We start from the raw sequence: 14,997 nt of genomic DNA, 5'->3' as shown, positions 1-14,997 counted from the left end.
GTTAGAACAGCTTGCGCAGGCTGATGAACACCTGACGGCCGGTCGGGTCCATCTGATCCGGCAGATAGCCCTGGGGCGTGTCGCCGTTGGCGTCGCGCACGTCGATCCGTTCGTCGAACAGGTTGGAGACGCCGACACTGACGCGCGCGCCCTTCAGCCACGGATATTTGGCCACCAGCGACTGACGCTGGCCCAGATCGGCGAACATGTTCAGGTTCACCGTCATCAGGTCCGAGAAGAACAGATCCTGGCCGCCCATGCCGCCGCTGACGCGGGTTTCGTCGCGCCAGGTGACATTCAGGAAGGCGCCCATGCCGCTCTTGAACACGCCGGCCTGTCCCTGGACTTCGTGCCGGGGGCTGCCGCCGCGGCCGCTGACCGAGGCACCGTCCAGCAGATCCAGAACCGGCAGACCGTCGCGGATCAACACTTCATCCTGAATGCGCCAGGTGTGGTGCAGCGACAGATTATACCGCCCCTGTCCCGGCTGCATCATCGGGCCGCGCGGGCGGCCGCTGACGCGAACCTCGGTATTGCCGCGCCCGCCGCCGCCAGGGCCGCTGGTGGTCGACATCATGATCATGTTGCCGCCGCCACCGCGCGGACCAGCGCCGGGGCCGCGACCGCCAGGCCCGCCGGGGCCACCCGGCGGCTGGGCGCCCGCCGTCGGTTCGCCGAAGGCGCGGCTGAAGTTGAAGCCGGTGCGCAGTTCCTGCTTCTCGGCATAGGCATAGTTCACCGGCCGCGCGTCGATCGAGATCAGGTTGCCCGCCAGATCGCGCGTGAAGCGGCTGGGGAAGGCGGCTTCCAGATCCGGCGTGATCGTCGGGAAGGTGGCGATCTGGTTCTCGATCCGGCTGGCGGTGTAGTCGCTGGTGATCCGCAGATCCTCATTGGCCAGCGGCTGCCAGTTCAGGCCCAGCTTGAACACCTGGCGATCATCCGACGACAGATTGGCGTTGCCGCCGTCGATGCGGGTGATGTTGACGGTCTGGCCCGTGGCGAAATCGAACACCTGGACGTTCGGCGTCGAGACGACCGGATCGTTCAGTTGCGACACCGAAGGCGCGCCCTGTTCGGCCGTATAGCTGGCGATGAAGCTCCAGTCGGCGTGGGGCGACCAGTTCAGGCCGCCGCCCACCGTCGACAGACCGCCGAAGTCCGACAGTTCCTCATAGCCGATGTTGAAATTGGCGCTCAGGTCGCCGAAGGCCGCGCCGACCTCGCGCTCGCGATCGGTCAGCGGCAGGCTGAAGCTGCCCTGGAAGCTGGCGGTGTCGCGCGACTGGTCGCGATCGGTGATCACGCCCGAGCGGACGCTGGTGGAATCCAGGGTGCGGCGGTTCAGGCCGAATTTCAGCGTGCTGTTCATGCGCCCGGCCGGGCCTTCCCAGGGGCTGCCGCTGAACACCAGTTCGCTGTTGATCTGGCTGTTGACCGAGTTGGCCGTGTCGGCCGGCGCCCGGACCAGCAGGCCGTCGGCGATGGCGCCGAACGGATTGACGGTGGGGTCGTTGGCGTTCAGCCGCCCCTGCAGGGCGCTGGCGTCCAGGCCGCGTCCGGTCCGAGTGTCGGTTTCGGTGCGGTCATAGTTGCCGGTGAAGGTCCAGCGCCAGTCGCCGATGAAGCCGTCCAGCACCGTGGCCAGCTCCAGCGCCTGGGTGTCCACCTGGCGCGACATGGACGCCGGATCGTCGAAATAACGATACAGGGTCGTGGCGTTGGCGAACGGCGAAAAGCCGTTGCTGGCCGGCAGGTTCAGCACCACGCCGGGCAGGCCCAGATAGCTGAGCGACGAGGTGTCGGTCAGACCGGCGCGGAAGGTGCCGGTGGTGTTCTGGGTCAGGCCCCGGCTCATGGAGGCGTTGATCCGCTGCTCGTCGCGACGCGGCAGCAGGGTGCGCCATGCGGTGGCGTCCTCGGCCGTCCGCTGGCCCGCGCCGGGCACGAAGCCTGACAGGCCGACCGCGCCGCCGGCGGCCGAAGCCGGGGCCAGGGCCGTGGTCACGGTCGAACCAGCCAGGGCCGACAGCGCCGGGTCGATCTCGGCGCCGAACGTCGCGCCCGCCACCGTGCCCAGGCGCGAGAACGGCAGGCCGGTGTCGCGGGTGATGTCGCGTTCATCCTCGAACAGGGCCGTCTCGCGCGTGCCGCCGATATCCAGGTTCCAGCGGGTTGCGCCGCTGATGCTGAAGCCGCCGACTTCGCCGCTGAGGCTGGTGCGGCCGCCCTGGGTCGGCGTGCGGGCGCTGCCCTGGGCTTGCAGCGAGCGGAAGTTCGGTTTTAGGACGAAATTCACCACCCGCTGGTCGGCGCGATAGCCATAGGACAGGGCCACTTCCTCGGGCAGGATTTCGGTGCGTTCGATGGCCTCGGTCGGGATGTTGGCGATCTCGCGGAAGCCCGAGATGCGCCGGCCGTTGACCAACAGGATCGGCTGGCCGCCGCCGCGGCCGCGGTTGCTCTGGGTCAGCGGCTCGATCGCCGCCAGAAGCTCGCCGATGGTCGAGGCGCCGTAGGTGGCGATCATCGACTCGTCCAGAACGATGTCGGGTTCGATGTCGCCGATGACCGACCCGCGCCGCTTGGCGCCGGTGGTGGTCAGTTCGCCCAGATCATAGGCGGGCTCGGCGTCCTGATCGGCGGGCGCAGCCTGGGCGACGGCCGGGGGCGGCGTCTGGGTCGGGGCCGCAGGGGTCGCCTGCTGGGCGGCGCCGGACGGGTCCGTCGCCAGGGCGGCGGCGTGAAGGGTCAGGGCGAGCAGGCTCATGTGCGGTCCACAGTCGTCTGAATCAAAAGGAAGTTCCCGCAACGCCAAGGGCGTCGCGAGCCTGGTGACCTTAGCCGGACAGCGTCATGAAGCCGCGTTAATTCGCGGTCAGCCGCCGCCCCGATTTGGCCTTACCGTTGCAATCCAACGGTTAGATTCAGGCTTTCCGTCGGACCGACCGAAAAGAATCAGCCCGGGATGATCCGCGACAGCCAGCCCTCGCGACGCGTCTCGGGGGCGACCTGCGGACGGGCGCCCTGGTCGCTGAGCAGGTCGAAGGCCTTGGAGTACCAGACGCTGCCCGGATAGTTGTGGCCCAGCACGGCGCCGTTGCGCACCGCCTCATCCCGCAGCCCCAGCGACAGATAGACTTCGACCAGCCGATACAGGGCCTCGGGCGTGTGCGAGGTGCGCTGGAAATCGGGGTTGTCGATCACGGTCTTGTAGCGGTTCACGGCCGCCAGGGGCTGGTTGGCGCGCTGGTAATAGCGGCCGATGTTCATTTCCTTGCCGGCCAGCTGGTCGTTGACCATGTCGATCTTGACCAGGGCGTCGGTGGCGTAGCTGCTGCCCGGATAGCGGCGCACTACGTCGCGCAGGCCCTGCAGCGACGCCTCGGCGAAGGCCTGGTCACGGCCAACATCGACGATGCGTTCGAAATTGCAGATGGCCTTCATGTAGAAGGCGTAGGCCGCCGACGGATTGCCGGGGAATAGCTGGATGAAGCGATCCGCCGCCGCGATCGCCTCCTGATAGTTGTTGTTCTGATACTGGGCGTGGATCTGCATCAGGATCGCCCGGCGCGACCATTCCGAATAGGGGTGCTGGCGCTCCACCTCCTGGAAATAGTCCACCGCATCGCTCCAGCGCTTGCGCTGAAGGCGGTCATAGCCGGCGTTGTACAGCGCCTCGACCGGGCGCTCCTCATAGGCCAGCTTGGGCCGGGCGCGGCCGCCATTGCAGGCCGCCACAGAGGTGGCGGCGACCAGGACGGCCATCAGCATCAGGCCGGATCGGGACTTGGAGACGAACAAGGACGGCGACCTCAATAGACACGGCGACGGAACGGCGCAGCCGCGCCATCCCCCGAATGGGCGATCTCTACACCAGCGCCGGGATCGAAGCCAATGCGGTCGAAAACGCCCGCGCCGACTTGCCCCGTCCGGCTCTGCTGGTAAAGAGCGCGCCAGTTGAGCGCTGCAGTCGGCGTTCCGATGACGGCGAAAGGATGACCGGCCATGAAGCTGTTGTCGGGGAATTCGAACCGGACCCTGGCCAAGGCCATCGCCGCCCACCTGGACGCCCCCCTGACGCGGGCGCAGGTCAAGCGCTTCGCCGACAACGAGGTCTTCGCCCTGATCGAGGAGAACGTCCGGGGCGAGGACGTCTTCGTGATCCAGTCGACCAGCTATCCGGCCAACGACAATCTGATGGAGCTGCTGATCATCATCGACGCCCTGGTGCGGGCGTCGGCGCGGCGGATCACGGCGGTCATGCCCTATTTCGGCTATGCCCGGCAGGACCGGAAGACGGATGGCCGCACGCCCATTTCGGCCAAGCTGGTGGCCAATCTGATCACCCGCGCCGGGGCCGACCGGGTTCTGACCATGGATCTGCACGCCGGCCAGATTCAGGGCTTCTTCGACATCCCGACCGACAATCTGATCGCCACGCCGGTGCTGGCGCGCGACATCCGCGAACGGTTCGAAAAGCCGTCCGAGGTGATGATCGTCTCGCCCGACGTCGGCGGCGTGGTGCGTGCCCGGTCCCTGGCCAAGCGTCTGGACGCCGATCTGGCCATCGTCGACAAGCGCCGGCCGCGCGCGGGCGAAAGCGAAGTCATGAACATCATCGGCGACGTCGAGGGCCGCCGCTGCATCCTGTTCGACGACATCGTCGATTCGGGCGGCACACTGGTCAATGCGGCCCAGGCCCTGATCGAACGCGGCGCGACCGAGGTTTCGGCCTATATCAGCCACGGCGTCCTGTCCGGCCCGGCGGTCCAGCGGGTTCAGGACGGGCCGCTGAAACGCCTGGTCATCACCGACTCCATCGAACAGCCTGACGAAGTTTTGAACTGCGAGAAAATCGTCCGCGTTTCCGTGGCTCCGCTGATCGGCGAGGCCATCCGCCGGATCGCCAACGAGGAATCGGTCTCCAAGCTGTTCGATTAACGGTCGGAAAACCCTCTGGACCGCGATATAAGGCCGAAAAGCCTGATCGACGCCCTGGCGGCGTCGAACGTCCAGTTGGGGAAGAGTTCGTCCATGTCCCACACCTTCCTGCGTCGCGGCGTTTCCGTCGCGGTTGTCGCCGCCCTCGCCGTCCTGTCGGCCTGCGCCACGCCCGAGCCGGAACCGACGCCGCCGCCGCCGGCCGCGCCGCCGCCGCCGCCGCCCGCGCTCAGCCTGAACCGCGACGTGGCCGAGGCCGCCTCCATCTATGTCGCTTTCATGCGCGAGGCCGGAACCATTCAATCCGGCTTCACCACCGCCGAATCGATCCAGGACGCCATCCGTCGCGGCGCCGCCTATGAACCGGCGCAACTGTCGCGCGGCCTGATCGCCTATGGCGCCATCCTGGCCCTGCAATCGCCCGAGTTCGTGACCGGCGTGCGCAGCTTCGCCACCGACCCGGAACAGCGCGCGACGGTGGTGGCCCGCATCATCGCCGATCCCGCCTATGCCGCCACCCTGCCGGGCGCCGATGCGGCCGCCGGGCTGATCGTCTCGACCATCGGCGTGGATTCGGCCGCCATGACCGCCATCGCCGAGGCGGTGGAGGGCGACGCCTACACCATTCAGGAACGCCGCGACCCGCGCCGTCGCTGGGCCGTCACGCCCATCGCCAACCGCGCCGACCGCCTGGAAGGGGCCAAGACCCTGTCGGCGGCCCGCATGCTGCCGTCGGCCGAGGATTCGGCCCGCCTGTTCGCCGCCGCCCACGATGGCCGGGGCCTGAACACCACGGCCGCCAGCCTGCCGCCGCCCTTCACCCCCGCCATGGTCAACTCCCTGGCCATCGCCGCCCTGGCCGCCCTGGGCGCCGCGGGCGAGGACGGACGGGCCAACACCGAGGCGCTGACGGTCGAATCCAACAGCGAATTCTGCCTGAACATGTCCAAGCTGATGCTGTTCCAGTGCCTGGCGGCCTCGCGCCCCAGCTATGAGGACATGTTCTGCCTGGGCCGCCACGTCGCGCGCGACCTGGGCCAGTGCACGGCCCAGGCCCTGGCCCCCACGGGCCGCACGCCGGTGTCGATGGCCGCCGCCCCCACGGTCGCCGCCGACGCCGCCACGGCGTCCCAGAACGCGGTGCAGTCCGCGCCGAACTGACGCCAGACCCGCGGCCAGACCTGCGGACTGAAATCTGCTTCCCCCGGGCGGTTGCGCCCCGGGCATGATGCGTGTATTGACGCCCGCTCTTGAATTCGAGGGTTTCAACCCCGCCGCGCAGGCGATCCAGCGACGGCGTCTTTAGTTATTGAGGCGAGCCAGATGGCCGAGATCATCCTGAACGTCGACGTCCGTGAAGGCGTGGGCACCGGCGGCGCCCGCGCCGCGCGTCGCGCCGGCGCCGTGCCGGGCATCCTGTACGGTGGCGACAAGGCCCCCGTGCCGATCTCGGTGAACGAGAAGGACTTCAAGAAGTCGCTCTACACCGGCAAGCTGCTGGGCCACCTGGTGACCCTGAAGTACGGCAAGGAGACCCAGCCGGTCATCGCCAAGGCCGTGCAATTCGACCCGGTCAGCGACCGTCCGCTGCACTTCGACCTGATGCGCGTCGATGAGACCGCGCCGGTCAAGATCGAGATCCCGGTCCACTTCAAGAACGCCGACGAGGCGCCGTTCAACCGTCAGGGCGGCACGTTGGAAATCGTGCGCCACTCGGTCGAGATCCTGGTCCGCGCCGACAGCATTCCCGAAGAACTGGCCATCGACCTGGCCGGCCGCGAAGTGGGCGTGACCCTGCGCTTCTCGGACATCATCAACCTGCCGGAAGGCGCGGCGCCGACCATCGCCGACCGCGACTTCGTCATCGCCACCATCAAGACCTCTTCGGCCGGCCAGTCCGACGCCGGCGACACCACGGTCGAGGCCGAAGCCACCGAAGGCTGATCGCTCCACCGATCCCAGGTTACAGGGCCCCGTCCGGTTCGCCGGGCGGGGCTTTCCTTTGCCCCCGTGACGGGCCATGGAGAGCCCCATGATCATCATCGCCGGCCTGGGCAATCCGGGCGCGAAATATCAGGGCAATCGCCACAACATCGGATTCATGGCCGCCGACGCCATCGCCGACCGCTGGCGCTTCGGACCCGAGCGGGCGAAATTCCAGTCGGTGATCCGCGAAGGCGAGGTCGAGACGGCGGCCGGGCCGGTCAAGGTCCTGCTGATGAAGCCCCAGACCTATATGAACGAAAGCGGTCGCGCGGTCGGCGAGGCGGCGCGCTTCTACAAGGTTCCGCCCGCCAACGTCATCGTCTTCCATGACGAGATCGACCTGGCCCCCGGCCGGTTCCGCATGAAGACCGGCGGCGGCGCGGCGGGCCAGAACGGCATCCGTTCGATGATCAGCCAGCTGGGCGCCGACTTCCGCCGGGGCCGCATGGGCGTGGGCCATCCGGGCGAGCCGTCGCTGGTGCACGGCTATGTCCTGGCCGACTTCCACAAGGCCGAGCAGCCGTGGCTGGACGCTCTGCTGAACGCCTGCGCCGACGCCCTGCCCTTCGCCCTGGCCGGCGACGACGAACGCTATCAGGGCGAGGTGATGCGCCTGGCCCCCGCCCCCAAATACAGCCCCCGCCAGGCCGCGCGCGGCGAATAGACCGCCCGCGCCGCTGACAAACCGGCCCCGACCGGCTACAGCCTCGCGCCAATAGAGGAACTTCCTGCCCCATGGCCCTGAAAGTCGCGATCGTCGGCCTGCCCAATGTCGGCAAGTCCACCCTGTTCAACGCCCTGACCAAGACGGCGGCGGCCCAGGCGGCCAACTATCCCTTCTGCACCATCGAGCCGAACACCGGCGACGTGGCCGTGCCCGAGCCGCGCCTGAACCAGCTGGCCGAGATCGCCGGCTCCAAGGAGATCATCCCCGCGCGCATCACCTTCGTGGACGTGGCCGGCCTGGTGCGCGGGGCGTCCAAGGGCGAGGGCCTGGGCAACCAGTTCCTGGCCAATATCCGCGACTGCGACGCCATCGCCTTCGTCGCCCGCTGCTTCGTCGATGACGACATCACCCACGTCGAAAACCGCATCGACCCGATCGGCGATCTGGAGATCATCGAGACCGAGCTGATGCTGGCGGATCTGGAAAGCCTGGAACGGCGCCGGGTCCAGGTCGAGAAGCGGGCCAAGGGCGGCGACAAGGAAAGCCAGCTGACGCTGAAGATGATCGACCTGGCGCTGGAGCCGCTGCGGGCCGGCCGCCCCGCCCGCGTGGCCGAGGTGTCCAAGGAGGACAAGAAGGCCTGGGAGATGCTGCAGCTGCTGACCGCCCTGCCCGCCCTCTATGTCGCCAATGTCGATGAGGGTTCGGCCGACAAGGGCAATGAGCTGTCAGAGACCGTGGCCCAGCGCGCCCGCGCCGACGGCGCCGAGACGGTGGTCATCTCGGCCCAGATCGAATCCGAGATCGCTGTGCTGGACGACGCCGAACAGGCCGAGTTCCTGGAGACCCTGGGCCTGGAAGAGCCCGGCCTGAACCGCCTGATCCGGGGCGCCTACACCCTGCTGGGGTTACAGACCTATTTCACCGTGGGGCCGAAGGAAGCCCGCGCCTGGACGATTCCGGTCGGCGCCACGGGGCCGCAGGCGGCCGGGGTCATCCACACCGACTTTGAAAAGGGCTTCATCCGCGCCGAAACGGTGGCCTTCGACGACTATGTGGCGCTGAAGGGCGAGGCGGGCGCGCGCGAGGCCGGAAAGCTGCGCGCCGAGGGCAAGAGCTATGTCGTCAAGGACGGCGACGTGATGCACTTCCTGTTCAACGGCTGACGCGGCCGCGCCTCACTCCGTCGCCGGGCAGCGGCGCAGGGTCGCCGAGCCGCCCTCGCGGTCGACATAGGTCAGGCTCAGCACATCGCCGGTCACGGCCATGCGCACCCGCTCGCGCCGCTCCTGGCCTTCGGACAGGCAATGCAGGGTGGCGTTCCAGCCGCCCTGATCCTCGGCCACATCCGCGATCAGGCAACTGTTCTCATAGCCTTCGAACTGGGTGGCGGTGATCTGGATCGGACGGCGGTCGCCCATGGGGGCGGCGCACCAGGCCGCATCGGCGCTCCAGCGGCCGACGAAGCTGGCGGCGCCCGTGCCGGGACGCAGGCCCCCGGCAGGCGCGGCGGACGCCGGCGCGGCCGCGGGCGGCGGGGCCGGTTCGGTGGGCGGATTGGTCTCGGAAACCCCGCAAGCCGCAAGAGCCAGCAGCAGGGGCGTCAGCGTCAGTATCCGGGTCATGACCCGATAACGCCCAGCCTGGGCTCAGGGTTCAGACCGGCGACGTACGCCGCCGCCGGTCTGAGGTTCCTTAGGCCCTATTGGCGGGCCGAGTCACTGCGGGCGCGGATGGCGCCGAACTCGGACGTCGGCTTCCACTGGGGCCAGTCGTCGCTGTTGGCCAGGTCCTGACCCAGGCGATACAGCACGGTCAGGTTTTCGACCGCCGAGGTGAAGTCCAGCTCCTCTGACCATTCATCCGACGGCTTGTGATAGTCGGCCGCGAATTTGGCGCGCCAGGCGGCCCAGCCGGCTTCCTTGCCGCCCTCGACCCAGTCGACGCCGTGCCACGGCATCAGGGCCGGCACCCCCATGCGCGCATAGGGGAAGTGGTCCGACCGGTAATAGAAGCCCTGTTCCGGCTGGCCGTCGTCCGAGACATAGCGGCCCAGCGGCTCCAGGATGGCCTGCAGCCGGTCTTCCAGATCATTCTGGCCCTTGCCGAAGATCGGCAGGTCGCGCGTCGATCCCGACAGCGGCAGCATGTCGATGTTGATGTCGGCCACCGTGGTTTCCAGCGGATAGACCGGATCGGCCGTATAGGCGTAGGCGCCCATCAGGCCCATTTCTTCGGCCGCCATATGGGCGAAGACCACGGTGCGGCGCGGGCGCGGGGCGGCGGCGAACTGGCGCGCCATCTCGACCACGCCGATGGTCCCCGAGGCGTTGTCCCAGGCGCCGTTGTAGATGGTGTCTTCGCCGCGATGGCCGGGGTGGTTGGACGCGGTGCCGACGTGATCCCAGTGGGCCGAGAAGACCAGAACCTCGTCCGGCTCGGTCGTGCCCTCGATCTTGGCCAGCAGATTGTGGGTGACGACGGTGGTGATGCGCTCGTTCGTCTGCACCGACAGGCGCACGCCCGTCACCGGCACGGCGCGGAAACGGCCGCTGCTCGCATCGCTCAGGGCGCTGGGGTCCAGGCCGGCCGCCGCCGCCCAGGCGCCGCCCAGGCTGTGATTGATCGAGCCGGAGAACTCCAGATCCGCCGCGCCCGGCGCGCTCAGACGGGGCGATGCGGCCCCACGTGAGGCGCCGCGCCAGGCGGCCTCGGGATCGGCGCCCATGACCAGGACCAGCAGGCCCACGGCGCCGCGCTCGAACGCCTCGTCGGCCTTGCGGGCGACGCTGCTGTAGTAGGTGTTGTACTGGCCGTTGAACAGATCGCCTTCCGGCTCGCCCGCCAGGACGATGACCACCTTGCCGCGCACATCGACGCCGCCATAGTCGTCCCAGTTCCGCTCGGGCGCTGTGATGCCGTATCCGGCGAAGACCAGTTCCGCGTCGCGCACATCGGAGCGGCCGTCATTGGTGGCCGACCGCAGCACGATGTCGGTTCCCGGCGTCAGGGCGTGCACCACGCCGTCCGGGCCGGTCCAGGCGGCGCGAGCGGCGCCCTCGACCGGGGTGTAGCGCTTCATCTCGATGTGCTGCAGCCACTGGCCGTTCGGCCCGCCGGGCTGAAGCCCCATCTCCTCATACTGCGCCTGCAGCCAGTCCAGCGTCATCCGCTCTCCCTCGGTGGCCGGATAGCGTCCCTGGAAGGCGTCGCTGCTGATGTGGCGAATGCCGTCGCTCAGCCGCTGGGCCGAGAAATCCTGGGCCGAGGCCGCGCCCGCAGACAACAGCATGGCTGCGGCGGCCACGCCGCCGATGAAACGTCGAAACATCCTGAACTCTCTCCTGCCCCTGGGCCGCGCCAGATTAGCGCCCGATGCGGCCCGGGTTCATTACCATTCCGTCATGAAGCTCAGCGACGGCGCGCGTCGCTGGCGGTGCGGACCGGGCCGAACTCGGACCCCGTCTTCCACTGGGGCCAGTCGCGGCTGTTGGCCAGGTCGCGGCCGACGCTCAAGACCACATCCATGTCCTCGACCATGCCCATCAGATCCCAGTCGGGCGACCATTCGTCGTCGGCCTGGTGATAGCGGCGCGCTCCATAGTCGGCGGCCATGGCCTCGCGCTCGGCCCTGGGCTCGTCGCGGAAGGCGCCGCCGCCATCGGCATAGGCCATCGGCGCCCCGCGCTTGGCCAGGGGGAAGTGGTCCGAACGGAAGTAGGAACCGGCGGCCGGATTGCCCTCCGGCACGGCGGTGCGGCCCTGACGCTCGGCCGCGGCGGCCAGGCGCTCGTCCAGGTCCGACTGGCCCCAGCCGACGACTTGCAGGTTCTCGACCCGGCCATAGACGTTCATGGCGTCCAGGTTGAAGCCCGCCACGGTCGTCTCCAGCGGATAGATCGGATTGGCCGCATAGAATTCCGAGCCCAGCAGGCCGCTTTCCTCGGCGGTGAAGCTGATCATGACGATCGAGCGCTCCGGGCGCGGCCCCCGGCCCCAGGCGCGGGCCAGTTCCAGCAGCGCCGCCGTGCCCGAGGCGTTGTCGACCGCCCCGTTGAAGATGGCGTCGCCGTTGGCGTCCGGTTCGCCCACGCCGATGTGGTCCCAGTGGCCGGTATACAGGATGGTCTCGTCCGGGTGGGTCGATCCGGCCAGGCGGGCGATGACGTTGTGGGTCACGATCTGCTCGCTGGTCACGTCATAACGGGCGCTGATCCGGGCGTCAGCCAGGGTCACCGGCTGGAAGTCGCGGCTGCGCGCCTGAACCTTCAGCGCCTCGAAATCCTGGCCCGCGCGGCGGAACAGCTCGACCGCCAGTTCGCGCTGGATCCAGCTTTCCATCGGGATGCGTTCGGCCGAGGGGTTCTGGCGCACGATGTCGAACTGCGGCCCCGACCAGGAGTTGTTGACCGTGGCCCAGCCATAGGAGGCCGGCCCCGTCTCATGCACGATGATGACGCCCGCCGCCCCCTGGCGCGCCGCCTCTTCGTATTTGTAGGTCCAGCGGCCGTAATAGGTCATGGCCCGGCCGTTGAAGGTGTTCAGCGACGGCTCTTCGAAGTCGGCGTCATTGACCAGGACCACCAGCACCTTGCCGCGCATGTCCTGGCCCTTGAAGTCGTCCCAGTTCCGCTCGGGCGCCTTGATGCCGTAACCGACGAAGACCAGGGGCGCGTCGCGCAGATCGACCGCCGCGCCCGGCAGGCGGGTGGAGAAGACCATGTCCTGGCCCGGCCGCACCGCCTGGCTCCAGTCGCCGATCGAAAGGGTCGCGGTCGGGTTCGAGACGGTGAAACGGTTCAGGGTCACCGCCTGAGTCCAGCCGCCGTTCTCGCCGCCCGGCTGGAAGCCCGCGGCCGCATATTGCTCGCTCAGATAGCGGACCACCTTGTCCTCGGCCGGAGTGGCGATGCCGCGCCCCTCGAAGCTGTCGTCGGACAGGATGCGGATGTGTTCGTGCAGGCGCGCGGTGTCGAACAGCGGCGCGGCCTCTGCCGGCGCCCCCTGCCCGGTCGTGGCGCAGGCCGACAGAAGCGAGGCGGCCGCCAGGGCCGCGAGCGCGGAAAACTTCAGACGCATGACGATATCGGTCCCGAACCGTGAACAAACCCGGCGCGAACCCTAGACCATTTTCGGTTCAGTCGGAATCGACTGAACCCAGAACAATGGTCCAGAATTCACTCGAGCGAAGATCTGAGTTCAGTTGGACCTGCGTCCAACTGAACCGATTTCGCTCTATCGACGCCCGCCCGGCCTGTCGATGCGTGTCTAGGATGTGAAAAGCCCGCCGAAGCAGGGCTTCGACGGGCTTCCCGTTTCAACGTCGGCGTACTGGGGGAAGAAACTAGTGGGCCACGCCCTTCCAGATGCGGCGATAGCTGGCGTAGGTCAGGCCGGCGAACAGGATCAGGAAGATCATCACGCCCAGGCCGGTCTGTTTGCGCGCCGTGGCGTGCGGGTCGGACGACCAGGCGATGAAGGCGGCGACGTCCTTGGACATCTGATCCACCGTCGCCTCGGTGCCGTCGTCATAGGTGACCTGGCCGTTCTGCAGCGGATTGGGCATGGCGATGAAGCCGCCCGGCGGAACGTGGTCCGGGTCGCCGGTCCAGAACGGGGCCATGTCGCCGGCCATATAGGGGTTGTAGTGCTGACCCTCGCGGATCTGCAGGCCCGCCGGCGCGGCGCGATAGCCGGTCAGCAGCGAATAGATGTAGTTGGCGCCGTCGTGACGGGCCTTGCCCATCACCGACAGATCCGGCGGCGCGGCCCCGCCGTTGGCCGCCGCGGCGGCCGTGGCGTTCGGATAGGGATTGGGGAAGCGGTCGGCCGTGGTGGCGTCGCGGCGGATCGCCTCGCCGGTTTCCGAATCGATGTCCGCGACCTGGATCTCGGCGGCCAGCGCCTTGACGATCGGATTGTCGTTCGGGTTCGGATAGTGCGAGTCATAGAACGGCCCGGTCGGGTCGCCCAGGTTGCGGAAGTGCATCAGGTTCATGCCGTGGCACGAGGCGCAGACTTCGCGATAGACCTTGTAGCCGCGCTGCAGCTGGCCCTGGTCGAAGGTGCCGAACGGCCCCTCGAACGAGAACCCGCCCGAGCGCGGGTGCTTGGCGCCCCCGGCGGCCAGGGCCGGGGCGGCCGTGACCACCAGACCGAAGGCGACGGCGGCGGAAGCGAGGATCTTGAGCACGGTCTTGTTTCCAGCAGTCATCATCGACCTCAGCCCTTCTGCTCGGCGTCGGCGCCCGACAGCACCGGCTCGGAGATCGAGGCCGGGATCGGCAGCGGCTTCTCCTTCAGCCCCACCCAGGGCATCAGCACCAGGAAGAAGACGAAGTAGTACAGGGTGAAGATTCGCGTCAGCCACAGATACGAGTTCAGGTCGCCGTCGATCAGGGTGAAGGTCTTGAAGTGGCCGATCACCGGGGCGTCCGGCAGCTGCGCGCCGCACCAGCCCAGGCCGAAGCAGACGAACAGGAAGATGATGAAGAAGGTCTTCATCGTCGGGCGGTAGCGCATCGAGCGCACCCGCGAGGTGTCCAGCCAGGGCAGGACGAACAGCACGCCGATGGCCGCGAACATCGCCACCACGCCGCCGAACTTGTCCGGCACCGCCCGCAGGATGGCGTAGAAGGGCAGCATGTACCACTCGGGCACGATGTGCGCCGGCGTCTGCAGCGGGTTGGCCGGGATGTAGTTGTCGGCGTGGCCCAGGGCGTTCGGATTGAAGAAGACGAAATAGGCGAACATGATCAGGAACAGGATGATCGCGAACCCGTCCTTGACCGTGAAATACGGGTGGAAGGGCACGGTGTCCTTGGCCGTCCGCTCCTTGGGAATCAGGATGCCGACGGGGTTGTTCTGACCGGCGTGGTGCAGGGCCCACAGGTGCAGCACCACGCAGCCGGCGATCACGAACGGCAGCAGATAGTGCAGCGAGAAGAAGCGGTTCAGCGTGGCGTTGTCGATCGCCGGGCCGCCGCGCAGCCAGATCAGGATCGGCTCGCCGACCACCGGGATGGCCCCGATCAGGTTGGTGATGACCTCGGCGCCCCAGAAGGACATCTGGCCCCAGGGCAGGACGTAGCCCAGGAAGGCGGTGGCGATCATCAGGAAGAAGATCACGCAGCCGACGATCCAGATCATCTCGCGCGGAGCCTTGTACGAGCCGTAATAGAGGCCGCGCAGCATGTGCAGATAGACCGCGATGAAGAACATCGAGGCCCCATTGGCGTGGACGTATCGGATCAGCCAGCCGCCCGGCACGTCACGCATGATGCGTTCGACCGAGTCGAAGGCCAGGGCGATGTTCGGCGTATAGTGCATGGCCAGAACGACGCCGGTGGCGATCTGGATGACCAGGCACAGGGCCAGGATGCCGCCGAAGGTCCACCAGT

The 14,997-nt window shown here is 68.0% G+C and carries 13 protein-coding genes; 5 read left to right on the top strand and 8 right to left on the bottom strand.

From position 1 onward, the window contains the following. Window position 1: 1 nt before the first annotated feature. The 3 genes from Q0581_RS08920 to Q0581_RS08910 all read right to left on the bottom strand — a co-directional run bounded on the left by Q0581_RS08920 (window position 2) and on the right by Q0581_RS08910 (window position 4,010). Window positions 2-2,770, bottom strand: coding sequence for a TonB-dependent receptor (locus Q0581_RS08920; RefSeq protein ID WP_298699521.1), 2,769 nt, complete (start codon window positions 2,768-2,770; stop codon window positions 2-4). A 188-nt stretch (window positions 2,771-2,958) separates the two neighbouring features. Beyond that, window positions 2,959-3,774, bottom strand: coding sequence for an outer membrane protein assembly factor BamD (locus tag Q0581_RS08915; RefSeq protein WP_298699519.1), 816 nt, complete (start codon window positions 3,772-3,774; stop codon window positions 2,959-2,961). A gap of 41 nt (window positions 3,775-3,815) precedes the next feature. Beyond that, window positions 3,816-4,010: a hypothetical protein gene (locus Q0581_RS08910; protein WP_298699518.1), complete on the bottom strand. Its 195-nt coding sequence runs from the start codon at window positions 4,008-4,010 to the stop codon at window positions 3,816-3,818. On the opposite strand from Q0581_RS08910, the gene Q0581_RS08905 reads away from it, so the two are divergent. The 5 genes from Q0581_RS08905 to ychF all read left to right on the top strand — a co-directional run bounded on the left by Q0581_RS08905 (window position 4,009) and on the right by ychF (window position 8,763). Continuing rightward, window positions 4,009-4,944: a ribose-phosphate pyrophosphokinase gene (locus Q0581_RS08905; RefSeq protein ID WP_298699517.1), complete on the top strand. Its 936-nt coding sequence runs from the start codon at window positions 4,009-4,011 to the stop codon at window positions 4,942-4,944. The two genes, Q0581_RS08910 and Q0581_RS08905, sit on opposite strands and share 2 nt — an antisense overlap. A 93-nt stretch (window positions 4,945-5,037) precedes the next feature. Continuing rightward, entirely contained in the window at window positions 5,038-6,105 is a 1,068-nt protein-coding gene (locus Q0581_RS08900) for a hypothetical protein (protein ID WP_298699515.1), read from the top strand. A gap of 162 nt (window positions 6,106-6,267) precedes the next feature. Next, window positions 6,268-6,888, top strand: coding sequence for a 50S ribosomal protein L25/general stress protein Ctc (locus Q0581_RS08895; RefSeq protein ID WP_298699513.1), 621 nt, complete (start codon window positions 6,268-6,270; stop codon window positions 6,886-6,888). Window positions 6,889-6,976: 88 nt separating this feature from the next. Next, window positions 6,977-7,594, top strand: a complete 618-nt coding sequence (gene pth, locus Q0581_RS08890) for an aminoacyl-tRNA hydrolase (protein ID WP_298699512.1) — start codon at window positions 6,977-6,979, stop codon at window positions 7,592-7,594. Window positions 7,595-7,665: 71 nt separating this feature from the next. Further along, window positions 7,666-8,763 (top strand): redox-regulated ATPase YchF, encoded by a 1,098-nt coding sequence (ychF, locus tag Q0581_RS08885; protein ID WP_298699510.1) that lies wholly within the window; start codon window positions 7,666-7,668, stop codon window positions 8,761-8,763. 12 nt (window positions 8,764-8,775) lie between these two features. Here ychF and Q0581_RS08880 read toward each other — a convergent pair whose 3' ends face one another. From Q0581_RS08880 to Q0581_RS08860, 5 genes are all read right to left on the bottom strand, one after another. After that, the gene (locus Q0581_RS08880) at window positions 8,776-9,222 is read right to left on the bottom strand and encodes a hypothetical protein (protein ID WP_298699508.1); all 447 of its coding nucleotides are present in this window, start codon (window positions 9,220-9,222) and stop codon (window positions 8,776-8,778) included. A gap of 77 nt (window positions 9,223-9,299) precedes the next feature. After that, complete coding sequence (locus tag Q0581_RS08875) at window positions 9,300-10,928, bottom strand: M28 family peptidase (RefSeq protein ID WP_298699506.1); 1,629 nt, start codon at window positions 10,926-10,928, stop codon at window positions 9,300-9,302. An 80-nt stretch (window positions 10,929-11,008) separates the two neighbouring features. Next, the gene (locus Q0581_RS08870; RefSeq protein WP_298699504.1) at window positions 11,009-12,676 is read right to left on the bottom strand and encodes a M28 family metallopeptidase; all 1,668 of its coding nucleotides are present in this window, start codon (window positions 12,674-12,676) and stop codon (window positions 11,009-11,011) included. Between the two features lie 265 nt (window positions 12,677-12,941). Beyond that, on the bottom strand, window positions 12,942-13,814 hold the full coding sequence (locus Q0581_RS08865; protein ID WP_298699503.1) for a cytochrome c1: 873 nt from the start codon (window positions 13,812-13,814) through the stop codon (window positions 12,942-12,944). Between the two features lie 5 nt (window positions 13,815-13,819). After that, window positions 13,820-14,997: cytochrome b N-terminal domain-containing protein (locus Q0581_RS08860; protein ID WP_298699502.1), on the bottom strand; the 1,178-nt coding region annotated here is incomplete at its 5' end.

The organism is uncultured Brevundimonas sp. (assembly GCF_937863155.1).
Lineage (GTDB): Bacteria > Pseudomonadota > Alphaproteobacteria > Caulobacterales > Caulobacteraceae > Brevundimonas.
This window is presented reverse-complemented; position numbering and strand designations above follow the sequence as displayed.

Bases quoted from the DNA above. Each gene is read 5' to 3' on its own strand.
- Q0581_RS08910 (WP_298699518.1), bottom strand. From the start codon at position 4,010: ATGGCCGGTCATCCTTTCGCCGTCATCGGAACGCCGACTGCAGCGCTC.
- Q0581_RS08920 (WP_298699521.1), bottom strand. From the start codon at position 2,770: ATGAGCCTGCTCGCCCTGACCCTTCACGCCGCCGCCCTGGCGACGGAC.
- Q0581_RS08875 (WP_298699506.1), bottom strand. From the start codon at position 10,928: ATGTTTCGACGTTTCATCGGCGGCGTGGCCGCCGCAGCCATGCTGTTG.
- Q0581_RS08900 (WP_298699515.1), top strand. From the start codon at position 5,038: ATGTCCCACACCTTCCTGCGTCGCGGCGTTTCCGTCGCGGTTGTCGCC.
- Q0581_RS08895 (WP_298699513.1), top strand. From the start codon at position 6,268: ATGGCCGAGATCATCCTGAACGTCGACGTCCGTGAAGGCGTGGGCACC.
- pth (WP_298699512.1), top strand. From the start codon at position 6,977: ATGATCATCATCGCCGGCCTGGGCAATCCGGGCGCGAAATATCAGGGC.
- Q0581_RS08870 (WP_298699504.1), bottom strand. From the start codon at position 12,676: ATGCGTCTGAAGTTTTCCGCGCTCGCGGCCCTGGCGGCCGCCTCGCTT.
- ychF (WP_298699510.1), top strand. From the start codon at position 7,666: ATGGCCCTGAAAGTCGCGATCGTCGGCCTGCCCAATGTCGGCAAGTCC.
- Q0581_RS08915 (WP_298699519.1), bottom strand. From the start codon at position 3,774: ATGCTGATGGCCGTCCTGGTCGCCGCCACCTCTGTGGCGGCCTGCAAT.
- Q0581_RS08905 (WP_298699517.1), top strand. From the start codon at position 4,009: ATGAAGCTGTTGTCGGGGAATTCGAACCGGACCCTGGCCAAGGCCATC.
- Q0581_RS08865 (WP_298699503.1), bottom strand. From the start codon at position 13,814: ATGATGACTGCTGGAAACAAGACCGTGCTCAAGATCCTCGCTTCCGCC.
- Q0581_RS08880 (WP_298699508.1), bottom strand. From the start codon at position 9,222: ATGACCCGGATACTGACGCTGACGCCCCTGCTGCTGGCTCTTGCGGCT.